At 63.9% G+C, this 14393-nt stretch carries 16 protein-coding genes; 13 read left to right on the plus strand and 3 right to left on the minus strand.

The window, feature by feature from the left end:
- Positions 1-7 precede the first annotated feature (7 nt).
- The 8 genes from P9272_RS07330 to P9272_RS07365 all read left to right on the plus strand — a co-directional run bounded on the left by P9272_RS07330 (position 8) and on the right by P9272_RS07365 (position 7250).
- Complete coding sequence (locus tag P9272_RS07330; RefSeq protein ID WP_278159987.1) at positions 8-376, plus strand: NIPSNAP family protein; 369 nt, start codon at positions 8-10, stop codon at positions 374-376.
- Complete coding sequence (locus P9272_RS07335; RefSeq protein WP_278159988.1) at positions 373-717, plus strand: antibiotic biosynthesis monooxygenase; 345 nt, start codon at positions 373-375, stop codon at positions 715-717. Before P9272_RS07330 ends, P9272_RS07335 begins: the two co-directional genes overlap by 4 nt.
- 121 nt (positions 718-838) lie before the next feature.
- Positions 839-1525 carry a DUF1223 domain-containing protein gene (locus P9272_RS07340; protein WP_278159989.1) on the plus strand — a complete coding sequence of 229 codons (687 nt, stop codon included), beginning with the start codon at positions 839-841 and terminating at the stop codon, positions 1523-1525.
- An 89-nt stretch (positions 1526-1614) separates the two neighbouring features.
- On the plus strand, positions 1615-1941 hold the full coding sequence (locus P9272_RS07345) for a hypothetical protein (RefSeq protein ID WP_128257817.1): 327 nt from the start codon (positions 1615-1617) through the stop codon (positions 1939-1941).
- Positions 1942-2200: 259 nt separating this feature from the next.
- Positions 2201-2938, plus strand: coding sequence for a peptide-methionine (S)-S-oxide reductase MsrA (msrA, locus tag P9272_RS07350; protein ID WP_278159990.1), 738 nt, complete (start codon positions 2201-2203; stop codon positions 2936-2938).
- A 746-nt stretch (positions 2939-3684) separates the two neighbouring features.
- The gene (locus P9272_RS07355) at positions 3685-5388 is read left to right on the plus strand and encodes a phospholipase D-like domain-containing protein (RefSeq protein ID WP_278159991.1); all 1704 of its coding nucleotides are present in this window, start codon (positions 3685-3687) and stop codon (positions 5386-5388) included.
- A gap of 159 nt (positions 5389-5547) precedes the next feature.
- A complete protein-coding gene (locus tag P9272_RS07360) occupies positions 5548-6474 on the plus strand; it encodes an ABC transporter ATP-binding protein (protein WP_278159992.1) in 927 nt (308 codons plus the stop codon).
- A complete protein-coding gene (locus P9272_RS07365; protein ID WP_128257813.1) occupies positions 6471-7250 on the plus strand; it encodes an ABC transporter permease in 780 nt (259 codons plus the stop codon). The genes P9272_RS07360 and P9272_RS07365 overlap by 4 nt, the downstream gene beginning before the upstream one ends.
- Positions 7251-7289: 39 nt before the next feature.
- On the opposite strand, the gene P9272_RS07370 is transcribed toward P9272_RS07365, so the two are convergent.
- Complete coding sequence (locus P9272_RS07370) at positions 7290-8327, minus strand: phosphatidylglycerol lysyltransferase domain-containing protein (RefSeq protein ID WP_278159993.1); 1038 nt, start codon at positions 8325-8327, stop codon at positions 7290-7292.
- A gap of 217 nt (positions 8328-8544) precedes the next feature.
- Between P9272_RS07370 and P9272_RS07375 the strand changes: the two genes are divergently transcribed.
- The gene (locus tag P9272_RS07375; RefSeq protein ID WP_278159994.1) at positions 8545-9030 is read left to right on the plus strand and encodes a MarR family transcriptional regulator; all 486 of its coding nucleotides are present in this window, start codon (positions 8545-8547) and stop codon (positions 9028-9030) included.
- The gene (locus tag P9272_RS07380) at positions 9027-9707 is read left to right on the plus strand and encodes a GNAT family N-acetyltransferase (RefSeq protein WP_128257810.1); all 681 of its coding nucleotides are present in this window, start codon (positions 9027-9029) and stop codon (positions 9705-9707) included. The genes P9272_RS07375 and P9272_RS07380 overlap by 4 nt, the downstream gene beginning before the upstream one ends.
- 48 nt (positions 9708-9755) lie before the next feature.
- Here the strand turns inward: P9272_RS07380 and P9272_RS07385 are convergent, their stop codons facing one another.
- Positions 9756-11753, minus strand: a complete 1998-nt coding sequence (locus P9272_RS07385; protein ID WP_278159995.1) for a PhoX family phosphatase — start codon at positions 11751-11753, stop codon at positions 9756-9758.
- 225 nt (positions 11754-11978) lie between these two features.
- On the opposite strand from P9272_RS07385, the gene P9272_RS07390 reads away from it, so the two are divergent.
- The 3 genes from P9272_RS07390 (at position 11979) to P9272_RS07400 (ending at position 13379) form a co-directional block, all read left to right on the plus strand.
- A complete protein-coding gene (locus tag P9272_RS07390) occupies positions 11979-12317 on the plus strand; it encodes a hypothetical protein (RefSeq protein WP_128257809.1) in 339 nt (112 codons plus the stop codon).
- Positions 12318-12331: 14 nt separating this feature from the next.
- On the plus strand, positions 12332-13042 hold the full coding sequence (locus P9272_RS07395) for a phosphatase PAP2 family protein (protein WP_278159996.1): 711 nt from the start codon (positions 12332-12334) through the stop codon (positions 13040-13042).
- 76 nt (positions 13043-13118) lie between these two features.
- A complete protein-coding gene (locus P9272_RS07400; protein WP_278159997.1) occupies positions 13119-13379 on the plus strand; it encodes a transcriptional regulator in 261 nt (86 codons plus the stop codon).
- A 22-nt stretch (positions 13380-13401) separates the two neighbouring features.
- Here P9272_RS07400 and P9272_RS07405 read toward each other — a convergent pair whose 3' ends face one another.
- On the minus strand, positions 13402-14322 hold the full coding sequence (locus P9272_RS07405) for a DMT family transporter (protein ID WP_278159998.1): 921 nt from the start codon (positions 14320-14322) through the stop codon (positions 13402-13404).
- Positions 14323-14393: the final 71 nt, after the last annotated feature.

The following is a 14393-nucleotide window of genomic DNA, read 5'->3' on the forward strand; positions in this document are numbered from 1 at the left end:
GACCTATATGACAATCACCTGCTTCATCCGCTACGAGATCGACCCGTTCGGCAAGGCGGCCTTCGAGCAATATGCGCGCGCCTGGGGCCAGGCCATTCCGCGCTGCGGGGCCGATCTGATTGGCTATTACGCGCCGCATGAAGGCTCGGCCACCACGGCTTACGCCGCCTACAACATCGAGAGCCTCGCGGCCTATGAAGCCTATCGCGCCCGGCTTGCGGCCGACCCCACGGGCAAGGCAAATTACGAGTTCGCCAGGCGCGAGAAGTTCATCTTGAAGGAAGATCGCGTCTTCCTGAAGCTGGTGTCAGGGCCGCACGGTCCAAGGCAGCTCTTTCGCACCGACTTGACCGTCAAGGAAGGAATAGAGGCATGATCGCTGTCATCTTCGAGGTCGAGCCGGCGGAAGGAAAGCGCGATGCCTATCTCGGCATCGCCGCCGAGCTCAGGCCGCCGCTTGAGAGCATCGACGGCTTCATCTCGGTCGAGCGCTTCCAGAGCCTGACCGACCCGAAGCGCGTGCTGTCGCTGTCCTTCTGGCGCGACGAGGAAGCGGTGAAAGCCTGGCGCAACACCGAGGAGCATCGTCAGGCGCAAAAGGCTGGGCGCGGCGGCATCTTTGCCGGCTACCGCCTGCGCATCGCCCATGTCGTGCGCGATTACGGGCTGACGGAAAGGGCCGAAGCGCCGGAGGATAGCCGCGCGTCGAACGGATGAGCTTCTTCCGCGATCGGAGGAGACACGGAGAAGGCCTATAATCACAAACCGGTGAAGCTTGTAACGAAGCGATCCGCGGCGGCGAAATGGGAGCATGACCCCGCTACGGAGATTGCTTCCCATGACCGGATTGAAGACAGGCCTGCTCGCCGGCGCTATGCTGGCCGCCACGATCGGTGCCGCGGCCGCCCAGCCGCTGACCGTGGTCGAGCTGTTCACCAGTCAGGGCTGCTCGTCCTGTCCGCCAGCCAATGCCAACCTGATCAAGGTCAAGGACCAGCCGGGCGTGCTGGCGCTGTCGTTCAACGTCACCTATTGGGACTATCTCGGCTGGAAGGACACGTTCGGCCGCAAGGAATTCACCGATCGCCAGGTGACCTATGAGTCGCCGCTCGGCCGCGACGGGCCGTTCACACCGCAGGTGGTGGTGAACGGCAGCCATGACGCCGTGGGCGCGGGGCCGGGCGAGATCCAGGGCCTCATCGCCAACAGCGGCCATCCGCAAGGCCCGGAGCTTTCGCTCGGGCAGGGCAAAGTCAGCATCGGCGCCGGCAAGGCACCAGGCGGCGGCGCCGATGTCTGGCTGGTGCGCTACAACAGAGGCGTCGTCGAAGTGCCTGTGGCGCGCGGCGAGAATACCGGCCGCACGCTGCCCCATGCCAATGTCGTGCATGCGCTGACAAAACTTGGCAGCTGGAACGGCGAAGCGACGACGCTGCCGCTGCCGGCGGCCAGCGGCGGCTTGAGCACCGCCGTGCTGGTGCAGGCGCCGCGCGGCGGTCCGATCCTGGCTGCCGCCGCCAACTGATCTTTCTTTCCCTTCGCGCGGGGCCGCATGGGCGGCAACGCTTCACCAAGGCCCGCATCTGCGCGCGCCAAAACCAAGGAGACTACCTCATGACCAAGTTCCTCACGCTGCCGGCTCTGACCCTCGCGCTTTCCGCCGCCGTCTTCGTTGCCGGCGCCCGCGCCGACGACACGACCAACGCCATGAAGCCAGCCAATGCGATGGCGACCGATGCCATGAAGCCGGCGACGGACGCGATGAAGCCGGCCGACGCCATGAAGCCCGACGCGATGAGCACTGAGGCGATGAAGCCGGCCACGGATGCGATGAAACCTGCGGATGCCATGAAGCCCGCGACGGATGCGATGAAGCCTGCAACCGACGCCATGAAGCCGGCGACGGACGCGATGAAGCCGGCGGATGGCACTGCTCAGTGAGGTGAGTTTGGCACGCCCCCTCAGCCGGATTGCCAACCGAATTGCGAAGAGCAATTCGGGGCAATCCGACCTATCCCCGGCGGGGGAGAGGAGGCGGTCGGCGCCGACGCTATCTCTTCTCCCCTCGGGGAGAAGGTGGCCGCGAAGCGTCCGGATGAGGAGGGAGCGACGTCGGCGATTACACACCGCCGCACGGCAAAGTGAGAACCCCGTGGCGGCTCCGTTCGTATATAGTGGACCTACAACAAGGAGACCCAACATGACCGGCATTGAAAAGAAAGCCGCGCGGCGGCCATTCCTTGCCAAAGGGGCGCTGGCGGCGCTGGTGCTGAGCGCGGCCGCGGCCGTCTTCTGGCAGAGCCCGGCCCGCTCGGCCGAGGACGCGGTGGTGATCCCGCCGCCGGCAATGGACGAGAAGGCGGCGAGCGGCACCGAGAAGGCGATCTTCGCCGGCGGCTGCTTCTGGGGCGTGCAGGGCGTGTTCCAGCACGTCAAGGGCGTCAGCAAGGCGGTGTCCGGCTATACCGGCGGCAGCGCCGAAAATGCCGTCTACGAGGTCGTCGGCACCGGCCGCACGGGCCATGCCGAATCGGTCGAGATCACCTACGATCCGTCGAAGGTCACCTACGGCCAGCTCCTGCAGGTCTATTTCTCGGTCGCTCACAACCCGACGCAGCTCAACTACCAGGGGCCGGATTCAGGCACGCAATACCGCTCCACGATCTTCGCCGAGAACGACGAGCAGAAGAAGGTCGCCGAGAACTACATCGCCCAGCTCGACAAGGCCAAGGTGTTTCCCAAGCCGATCGTCACCACCCTGGAGACCGGCAAGACCTTCTATCCGGCCGAGGACTACCATCAGGATTTCCTGACGCTGAACCCGACCTATCCTTATATCGTCTACAACGACTTGCCGAAGATCGAGAACCTCAAGGCGCTGTTCCCCAAGCTCTACAGCGAGAAGCCGGTGCTTGTGCTGGCCTCCAGCAAGAGCTGAGAGACCGTTTGGAAATTCTACTCCGGCCGCCATCTGGTGGCGGTTTCCGCGCTTCTGCAGCGCCGCGCGTCCTCTTGGACGCGCAAAGGTCGCTGCAGTATTTTTTGCTCGGCGCATGATCCTTTCCGAAAATCGATTTCGATTTTCGGGGTCATGCGCAGGCTCACGTACTTCAGTACGCTCCGCTCCGGTTCTCGAAACCACCACCATATGACTCGCCGGAGCGAATTCCGAAACGGTCTCCGGGCCGGCCGGTTCCCATGGCGTGCGTTGGAGATTGGCCGGCACGCCCCGTGGCTTCGTCATCCACGGGCGGAGCAAGGAGCGAAGCGACGCGCGCAGACCCGAGGATCCATGCCGTGACTTTGACGTGCCGCGGCGGTGAGGATTCTGCGCCGTTTGTACCCATCGACCAATTCCACGGAATGGATTCCAGGGGCGCGGCGCCGCTTCACGGCTGCCCCGTCCAGGAATAACGAGGTTCGGGCGGCCTTAGCCAATCCCCAACGTTTGCGTTTGCTGGCAAACAGCACGCAGTGTGAAGCAGTTCATAGAGTTATACTTGATGCTGCAAAACATTGACGGTCGATCGTCTGCCGCCACACAATCATCGCCGCTGTCCTTTCGAATGTTCTGTTTCAACTGATCCGGGCCTCGCGTCCGCCGCGGGTTTTGTGGGCTGTATCGATGGGCTCGCCATGCCGGTGCTGCATGGGCAGGAACGATGGATCGTGGAGGAACGACAGGTGACCGTCAGCATAAAGGTTTCCGTCTACACCAATGGCGACGACGCTTTCGTCGCCTGGGCGCCGAGCGAGTTCATTGCGGGATGCCGGGGTTTCCTGCTCGAGCGCGGCCGCAAGGTCGGCGCGACCGAGAAGATCGACCCGGTGGAGAACCGCGTCGGCTTCACTAGGGACAAGCCGAAATCGGGCGACCACCGGCCGTCCGACGTTTGGCCGTTCCAGCGGTTCAACTGGACCGACCACGCCGCCGATGTCGGCAATGTCGTGCGCTACCGGGTGACCGCGATGATGAGCGCCGGACCCGGCAAGCCGCTGACCAAGGGCGTGACGAGCGACTGGACGGACTGGACGACACTTGCCACCGACGCCGGGGGCGGCTTTTCCTGCTACTTCAACCGCGGACTGGTGTTGTCGCAGTTCGTCGCCCGCTACATGGCCAAGAACAGGCTGACGCCTGCGGCCTTCAAGAAGAGCCTGCAGACCAATGGCGACGCAAAATTCCGCGCATTCCTGGAAGGCGATCTCGGTCTGCGGATGGTCGGGCTGACGCAAGGCGCCGGCGACGAACTGCATGCCGCGCTCTACGAGCTCGGCGACGCGACGCTGGAGACGGCGTTGATCGGGCTAGGGCCGCGGCTCCATCTCATCCTCGCCAATGGTTCCGATAAGAGCGGCGACGGCAACAAGGCGGCGCGCAAGAACCTCAACGATCACGGCATCGCGACCGTCGACCGGATGCTGAAGTCGAAAGGCCTCGGCCACAACAAGTTCGTGGTCGTGTCGGAAGGCGGTGAACCGAAGATGGTGTGGACCGGCAGCACCAACTGGAGCACTACCGGCCTCTGCACGCAGGTCAACAACGGGCTGCTGATCGAGGACGCGGCGGTCGCACAGCATTTTCGCAAGCATTGGGAACTGTTGAAGGACGCCTCGCCGCCGAAGACCGACCCGGCCAATTTCACGCCGGCGCTGATGGCGGACAACGACGCGCCGAAAACCTTCACGGTCGGGACGGCCAAGGCGACCGTCTGGTTCACCCGCACCTCGAACGGGGCCGACATGGATGCGCTGCGCGACGTTATCACCTCGGCCAGGCAGGCGGTGCTTTTTTTGATGTTCACGCCGGGCAAGCAGGGGCTGCACACGCTGGCCGGGCAAAGGGCTCGGGAAAAGGGCATGTATGTGCGCGGCGTGGTCTCCACGCTGAGCGCCGACGAGGGCGGCACCGAGCAGAACTTCCTCGATATCGACCTGGTGAGCAGCGACCGGACATTCACGCCCGACCGCTACGCGGTGGCGCAGCCACAAGGCCTGGATGCGCCCCTCGGGCCATGGATCGCCGAGGTCAACCGGCGGCAGTTCCTGTCGCAGATCGGCCACGCCATCGTGCACTCGAAGATCCTGGTCACCGACCCGCACTCGAAGGATTGCGTGGTGGTGACCGGCAGCCACAATTTCTCGGCGCCGGCGAGCCAGAAGAATGACGAGAACCTGGTCATCGTCCGCGGCCACAGCAAGCTTGCCGCCGCCTATGCCACCTATGCGATGTCGGTCTACAGCCACTACCGCTACCGCTCCTACATCCGCGAGATGCAGGCGCAGGGCAAGACGCCGTGGAGCTACCTGGACGACGACGACCAGTGGCTGAAGACCGAGCTCCGGACCAAGGCGCAGGAGATCGCGTTCTGGACGGAGCAGGGTTGAGCCTTCTCCCCGTTTGACGGGGCTGTGGCCGACGCCGCCTCTCCGACTGCCGCGATCATCCGACTGTTCAGAATTGTCAGGAACAGCGGCGACTGACGGTTGCTTCGGGCGGCATCCGACCTATATCAGGTCACCTTTTCCAGCCGGCCGTTTTTCAGCATGTCATCCATCATCTCGATCTCCGGTGTCACGAAAACCTATGCCACCGGCTTCAAGGCGCTGAAGGAAATCAATCTCGACATCGAGCGCGGCGAGATCTTCGCGCTGCTCGGGCCGAACGGCGCCGGCAAGACGACGCTGATCTCGATCGTCTGCGGCATCGTCAACCGCTCGTCGGGCAGCGTCACGGTGGATGGCCATGACATCGGCCGGGACTATCGCGCCGCGCGCAGCCTGATCGGACTGGTGCCGCAGGAACTCACCATCGACGCCTTCGAGACGGTCTGGGCGACGGTGAACTACAGCCGCGGCCTCTTCGGCAAGGCGCCGAACAAGGAGTTTGTCGAGAAGGTGCTGCGCGACCTGTCGCTCTGGGAGAAGAAAGACTCAAAGGCGATAACGCTGTCGGGCGGCATGAAACGCCGGCTGATGATCGCCAAGGCGCTGTCGCACGAGCCGCGCGTGCTGTTCCTCGACGAGCCGACGGCCGGCGTCGACGTCGAGCTGCGCCAGGACATGTGGGCGATGGTCAGGCGCCTGCGCGAGGACGGCGTCACCATCATCCTCACCACGCATTACATCGAGGAAGCCGAGGCGATGGCCGACCGCGTCGGCGTCATCAACAAGGGCGAGATCATCCTGGTCGAGGGCAAGGCCGAGCTGATGCGCAAGCTTGGCCGCAAGCAAATGACGCTGGAGCTGCGCGCGCCGCTCGCGGCCGTTCCGGATGGGCTTTCCAGCTATCCATTGGACCTGTCCGCCGACGGTAGCCAGCTCACCTACACTTACGACAACCAGAGCGACCGCCCGGGCGTCGCCTCGCTGATCCGCGACCTCGAGGCGGCCGGCGTCCAGTTCCGCGATCTCGATACCAAGAACAGCTCGCTCGAAGAGATCTTCGTCAATCTTCTGAGGCAAGAGCCATGAATCTTCGTGCGGCCCCCAATTTTCGTGCGGTATGGGCGATCTACCGGGTGGAGATGGCGCGCGCCTTCCGCACGGTGCTGCAGAGCATCATCTCGCCGGTCATCTCGACATCGCTCTATTTCGTCGTCTTCGGCTCGGCCATAGGCTCGCGCATCAACGAGATCGACGGCATTGCCTACGGCGCCTTCATCGTGCCGGGCCTGATGATGCTGTCGCTCTTGACGCAGTCGATCTCGAATGCTTCCTTCGCCATCTATTTCCCCAAATTCGTCGGCTCGATCTATGAGCTGCTGTCGGCGCCGGTTTCCTATTTGGAAATCATCATCGCCTATGTCGGGGGCGCCGCGACCAAGTCGATCATGCTTGGCCTGATTATCCTCGCCACCGCGGCGTTATTCGTGCCGCTCAGGATCGAGCATCCGTTCTGGATGATTGCCTTCCTGGTGCTGACCGCGGTGACCTTCAGCCTGTTTGGCTTCATCATCGGCATCTGGGCGAAGACTTTCGAGCAACTGCAGCTGGTGCCGCTGCTCATCGTCACGCCGCTCACCTTCCTCGGCGGCAGCTTCTATTCCATCCACATGCTGCCCGGCATCTGGAAGACGGTCACGCTGTTCAACCCGGTCGTCTACCTGATCAGCGGGTTCCGCTGGAGCTTTTACGGCAAGGCCGACGTCTCGGTCGGCGTCAGCCTCGGCATGACGCTGGTGTTCCTGGCCATCTGCATCGCCATCGTCGCCTGGATTTTCAAGACAGGCTACCGGCTCAGGAACTAGCTCCTTTCCCCCCGCTCCCCGGCGAGGAAAACGCCTGCTTCAGATCGCCTTGGTCAGGCGCAGCAGCCCCAGCATCTCCACGAAGGTTCCTTTACGGAACGCGATATAGGTCGGCTCCTCGACACCATGGAAGCGGCGCTTGAAAGCCGCCTGACCCTGTAGGTTGAAGCGCGAGCGGTTGACCCAGCGCGATTGGTAGGCGCGCTGGAAGGTGCTGCGCCAGAAATCCGATTCGGCGAAGCCGCTGGGCTCGATGTCGAGCAGCGGCGAGAGACCGAGGGTCACCGCCGAAACGCCTTCCTCGCGAAAGCGGTCGACTGCGAATTTTGTCAGGCCGATCTCGGCATGCGGCGTCGCGTCGACCTGCTTGCGTTTGAAGGAGGTGGTGTAGCCGAAGACCTTGCCGTTGCGAAACAGGGGGTCGAAATCAAGGATGGCGAGCAGCCGGCCCTCTGGGCTGTGCAGGACGAAGCGGCGCATATCGGCCTCGGGCAGGGGCGAAAAGCGGCGGTTGAGGAAGCCCATCTCCCAGCGCTTGATGATGCGTTCTTTGCGCCAATCGGCGGAAAGCTGCATGATCTCCTCGACCGGCATGTCGCCCGTGCTCTCGGCAAGGACAAATCCCTTCTTCGCCAACCACCGCTCGGAATAGCGCACCGTCTCGTTGCGCTTGCCCGAAAAATCATGCTCCGGCAAAAGCAGCCTGGTGTCCATGCCGAGTCGGTTGACCTTGTAGCCGAGACCGGCGAGCACCTTGGCCGTGTCGGCGCCGATCTGGACGAACCAGGGGCCGCAGGCGGCTTCGACGAAGCGCCTTATATAGGCCGGGCGGTCGGCCGGGTCGGCCACCGGATCGCCCAGAGCGAAATGACGGCTCATCTTGGTGCCGAAGGCGATATAGCCGTCGCCGTCGCTGAAATAGGACAGTTTTTGCTGCACGGCGGTCGAATAGGCGAGCGAGAAATCGCCGTAACGGCGCACCAGCGCCAGGCGTTCGGCATCCGTCAAGTCGCGCCGCGGCACTTTGGGCGCCACGGCGTCGAGAAGCCTGTCGAAATAGATACGCAGGGGCGCCATGAGCTCCGCGTGCCAAGAATGGATGACCTGCCGCCCTCAGGTCGCGAATCGCTGGCGGCCGCTGCCGGCCACATCGCGTCAGCGCGATATAGGATGCAATTGACGGGGAATGAAGGGCAAACCTCCGGAAGCCGTCGGTATCGGCGCCCTGCCAGCACCTGGTTGACTGTTCCATGCAATGTTATATATCAAGTTATCGATATCTGGTGAGCGAGCTATGGAAGACATTCTGCGATCTCTCGGCTTTCTCTGCCTCGGCAGCCGGATGAAGCGCATGGGCGAGCAGTTGCAGGCCGATACGCAGCGAGTGCTCGACCGCCTCGACCTGCGCATCCAGTCGAGCCAGTACCCGCTGCTCGCCGCGCTCGACAGGCTGGGGCCGCTGCCGGTCGGCGAGCTGGCGCTGTCGCTCGGCGTCGCGCAGCCGGGCGTGACGCGCAGCGTGGCGCTACTTGCCGAGTTGGGGCTGGTGGAGGTCAATTCTTCGGATGATGACCAGCGGCGCAGGATCGTTTCGCTGACCGGCAACGGCAGGCGGCTGGTCGAACGGGCGAAACGGGACATCTGGCCGAGCATCGAAAATGCCGTCGCGGATCTGTGCGCCGATCTTTCCGGGCCGCTGCTAGACCAGCTTGCCGCCATCGAGGATCGGCTGGCGGAGACGCCGCTCAACCGTCGCGCCGAAAGGTTCGCCACGCCATGAAGCACATGCTCGACCGCCCCGTCTGGAGCGCGCTAGAAACGCGGCAAAGGACATTCGCTGAGGGTGACGATCTCGCGCGTCGGTACCGGCCATCGATCATTCCGTTCGCCGCCACGGCAACCGACGATCCGGAAAGCCTGCACGCGCTCGCTAGGCTCGTTCCCGCTGGCGAGACCGTCATCCTGGCTCAGGCCGACGGCATCGTCCTTCCGCCGGCGCTTGTCGCGACGATGACCGCCGACGCCGTGCAGATGATTGCCGAGCAAGCCTTGCACACGGTCGCCGACCCTCGGATCGAGCAATTGATGCGGCAGGACGCGGCCGAGATGCTTGCGCTCGCCTCGCTGACGAAACCTGGCCCGTTCACGCTCGAAGCCTTGAGCCTCGGTGAATTCTGGGGCGTGAAGATCGACGGCAGGCTGGCCGCGATGGCCGGCGAGCGCATGAAGCAGCCCGGCTATTCGGAACTCAGCGGCGTCTGCTCGCATCCGGATTTTCGCGGCGGCGGTCTTGCCAGGCTGTTGTCGCTGTTTGTGGCCAACCGCATCATGGCGCGCGGCGAGGTGCCATATCTGCACGCCTTCGCCAACAACGCCGCGGCGATAAAGCTTTACGAGTCGATCGGCTTCCGGCTGCGCAGCGCGATGAACATCGCGGTGGTCCAGCGGGCGGGGTGAGACGCGACGTCGGGGGACTCCGCCAACCCCGACGCCGAGTCCGCAAGCTTAAACCGCGATCTTGCCGCCGCCCTGCTTCGTGATCGCAACGACGGACGGCCGCACCGGCATGTCCGGCTTGAAGTCCGGCCAGCGGGTCGACGGATCCTCGTAATAGGACGGACGGCCAAAGCCTTCCCAGTCCTCGCCGCCGTCACCCGGATGCTGGACGGCGACAAAAGCCGTCTGGTCATCCGGCGCGAAGAGCGGGCCGCACATTTCGGCGCCGATCGGCACGCGGAAGAACAGCTTTGATGTCGCCCGCGCCGCGCCTTCGGTGTCCACCGCCCACAGGCCATCGGTGCGGCCGGTGGCCTTCGGGCCCTGGCCGTCGGTGGCGACCCAGAGGCGTCCGGCAGAATCGACGGCGCAATTGTCCGGCATGCCGAACCAGCCATGGGCGCTGGTCGCCGTCGAGAAGGTGGCGCCGACATCGGCAACGGAAGGATCGCCGCATTTCAGCAGCACTTCCCACTTGCCCTTGCTGGCGGCGAAATCGCCGCCGTCCTCAACGATCTCGATGATATGGCCGAAGGCATTGGAAGCACGCGGGTTGGCGGCGTCGATCTGTTCGGCCTTGCGCTTGGAATTGTTGGTCAGCATGACATAGACCTTGCCGTTGCCGGCATTGGGCTGAATGTCTTCCGGCCGGTCCATCTTGGTGGCGCCGAGCAGGTCAGCAGCGCGCCGCGTCTCAATGAGAACGTCGGCCTGGGACGCAAAGCTATTCTCAGCCGTCAGCGGGCCTTGGCCAAAGACGATCGGCATCCACTCGACCGAGCCGTCCTCGGCGAATTTCGCCACATGCAGCGTGCCGTCGTCGAGCAGGTTCATGTTGGCGGCGCGGTCGTTGGGGTTGAACGTGCCGGCGGTGACGAATTTGTAGACATAGTCGAAGCGCTCGTCGTCGCCGAGATAGAAGACGACGCGGCCGTCCCTGGCGACGATCGACTCCGCACCCTCGTGCTTGAAGCGGCCCATGGCGGTGCGCTTCCTCGGTGTCGAGGTCGGGTCGTTGACGTCGACCTCGACGATCCAGCCGAAACGGTTCGGCTCGTTCGGCTCCTTGGTGAGGTTGAAGCGCTCGTAATGCGCGCCCCACTCATAGGCGCCTTCCGGTATGCCGAGGCGCTTGTAATTGGCGGCTTCCCTGTGGCCTTGCGGCAGCTCGCCAGAGAAATAGCCGTGGATGTTCTCTTCGGCCATCACATAGGTGCCCCAAGGCGTCACGCCGCCAGCGCAATTGTTGAGCGTGCCGATAACCTTGGTGCCGGAGGGGTCGGCACTGGTCTTGAGGCGGTCATGACCGGCGGCTGGGCCGGAGATCGCCATCTCGGTGGTCGACATGATGCGGCGGTTGAGCTTGCCGTCGCGCATCACCTGCCATTTGCCGCCTTCCTTGCGAATCTCGACGATGGTCCCGCCATGCGCGGCCATCTCGACATCAACCTGCTCCTTCGAGAGCGGCGCGACCTCGGCGGCTTTTTTGCCGTCCTTCTCGACGATCGAAACGATGCCGGGGAACATCAGATGCGGGTTGGTGTATTCGTGGTTGACGACCAAAAGCCCGTGCTCGGCCGAGCCGTCGATCGGGATGTAGCCGACATAGTCATTGTTGTAGCCGAACTGTTTTGCCTGAGCCTCGGCTGACTGCTTCAGCGGATTGAACTCCGGCGAATCGGCAAACAGCGGATCGCCCCAGCGCAACAGCACGTCGGCATCATAGCCGGGCGCGACATGGTGCTTATCGTCGATGCCGGCCTCAAGCTCGTCGAATTTGAAAGCGGAGCCTTCCGCCGCGCGCGCCTCGTCGGCGGCGACCAGCGCCAGCGGGCTGACGGTGGCGGCGATGGCCGAGATGGCCAGCGAGCCCATGAGAAAGCCGCGGCGCGAGAAGCGCGCGGCAATGATCTCGCCCATGGTGCGGTTGTCGGTCGGGTTGACGGGAGGACCGTCATTTTCCTCGAGCTGGCTGGTGCGGAAGCGGGTTTCAGGGGTCGCGGTCATAGTGTTCCTCTGGCTTATTGAGGTGGCTTGAGCTGGACCTTCAGACCCCTAAAGCGCGCCGATCACATTTGCGTGACATCGGCGGGATCGATCGTGGACAATTGTTTGCCCGGGCGTCCAAGGCGCTGCCGCTCCCCGCAGCCTGTTCGCTGCCGGATCGGCTTGACGCTGTGGCGTGGTTCGGGAACAAGAGCGCCGGCGAGAACCTGCAAAGGGATGGCAAAAGTGAGTTTCTGGGGACTGGCGCAGCTCGGTATTTCGACCGTGATGTTCCTGCTGGCGGCGATGGCCGCCAAGCAATGGGGCCTGGCGCCCAGCCTGGTCAAGCTACTTGTGACGCTGGCGCTCTATACGGCCGGCAACCTGATCATGCTGAGGTTGGTGCGCGAATTCGGCATGTCGGTGGCATTCAGCCTGTCGGCAGTGATCCAGCTTGTCGCGGTCAATGTCGTGGCAGTCGCCTTTTTCGGCGAACGGCTCAATGCGTTCCAGTCGACCGGCATGGTGCTGGCGATCGCCGCCGTCGCCCTGATCACGCTCGGGCCCTATATGCAGAAGCTCTAACCCTCGAGTCTTCCATGAAGCCATCCGTCGGAGCGCTGTTTGCCAAGATCGAATTCCCCCTGCTTCTGGCCGGGCTGGTGATCGCTGGCGGGCTGTGGGGTTTCGAAGAATTGATGGAGGTGGCGCGGGCCACGACGCCGCATGCCTTCGACACCGAGATCCTGCTTGCCTTCCGCCATGCCGGGCAGCCGGATAGCCCGATAGGTCCGCTTTGGCTGCAGGGAGCCATACGCGACGTCACCTCGCTTGGCAGCACCGTCGTGCTGGTGCTGATCACGACCGCGACGATCATCTACCTGCTGTTGATCCGCAGGCCTTCAACCGCGCTGTTCGTGTTCGCGGCGGTGGCGGGCGGGCAAGTGCTTTCCACCTTGCTCAAGCTCGAGATCGACCGTCCCCGGCCGGACCTCGTCTCGCACCTGGCCACCGAAACGTCGCTGTCCTTTCCAAGCGGACACGCCATGCTATCGGCGGTGACCTATCTGACGCTCGGCTCTTTGGCCGCGCGCTTCCTTCCGGATCGCCGGACGAAAATCTACGTGCTTTGCCTTGCCGTGCTGATCACCGTGCTGGTCGGCACCAGCCGCGTCTATCTCGGCGTGCACTGGCCGTCCGACGTGCTTGCCGGCTGGTGCGCGGGCTTCGCCTGGGCCATGCTGTGCTGGCTCGCGGCACGCCTGTTGCAGCGGCGCAAAGTGGTGACAGACAGCGACATCGATGGTTGAAACATTTAAAATGATGCTTGAGATATTGTAATCTTTAAAATACACATCTTTCGTTTTTCAGAAGAAGGTTCAGCCGATGATCACTGCCGCACAGATGCGTGCCGCGCGGGCGTTGACCGGCATCGACCAGAAGACGCTCACCGAGCGCGCCGGCGTTTCCCTGCCGACGATCCAGCGCATGGAAGCGAGGGAGGGCGTGGTCAGGGGCGTAGTGGACACGCTGATGAAGGTCATCCAGGCGCTCGACGAGGTCGGTGTGGAGCTGATCGGCGAGAACCACGCCAGCGAGCGCGGCGGCAGGGGCGTGCGCCTTAAGGCGCAGAACCCGCAAGGTTAGGCGGCCGGCCTGGAAGACCGCCTCACATCGCCGCTTCGATCGGCTCGGCAAGCTTCGGATTGGCGCGCGCCGCGATCAGGCAGCCGGCGACGATGAGGCATGCGCCGGCAAGCGTGGTCCAGGCCAGCTTCTCGCCGAAGAGGAACCAGCCAAGCGCGATCGCCCAGATAAAGGCGGAATATTCGGTCGGGATCAGATATTGCGCTTCGGCGCGGGCATAGGACCAGCTCATCAGGAACTGCCCCGCGAGCGACAGCAGCGCCACCCCGACCAAGGGCAGCCAGAGATCTCCCGGCAGCGCAACCGCGAGCCAAGGTGCTGCGCAACCAAGGATGATCCCAACGAAGAGGTTCTGGAACAGCATGATCTCGACCGGCTTGGCCAATAGAGCCTGCTGCCGGGCTAGGACTAGATTGTAGCCGTAGAACACCGTCGATGCGAGCACCGCCGCCGTGCCGAGCACGGCATCCTGTGAATAGCTTTCCCGCCCGAACTGCCCGGACAGGATGATCGCGACGCCGGCGATGCCGGCAAGCGACGCCCACACGGCCTGCCGCCGAATGCGCTCGCCCAGCAGCAGCGCGGCGAGGAAGAGCGCAAACAGCGGCGCGACGAAGCTCAGCCCGATCGCCTCGGCGAGCGGCAGCCTGGCGAGACCCCAAAAGAACGAGACCAGGACGACGCCGACGATTGCGGCGCGCAGCGCGTGCAGACCGAGAACCGGAAGCACCGGTCTCGAGCGCGGCCCCGCCGACCAGGCAGCGCCGGCGACCAGGGTCGCGACCATGCTGCGCCACAGCAGCGTGTTGTAAACGCCGACCGCGATGACCAAGGACTTCATCGCCGCGTCCATCCCCGAAAGCAGGAAGATCGCCAGCGCGCAGACGAGCACCGGGATGGTCGGGGCGCCGTCCAGGCTGGAGGTCTTCACGGCATCGCTCATCAGGCAACCTCACGATTGCGTTGAATCAGTTTAAGAGCTGATTGGGCGTTGGTCCCGCGCCACCGTGACGA

This window comes from Mesorhizobium sp. WSM4976, from assembly GCF_029625685.1.
Taxonomy (GTDB): Bacteria; Pseudomonadota; Alphaproteobacteria; order Rhizobiales; family Rhizobiaceae; genus Mesorhizobium.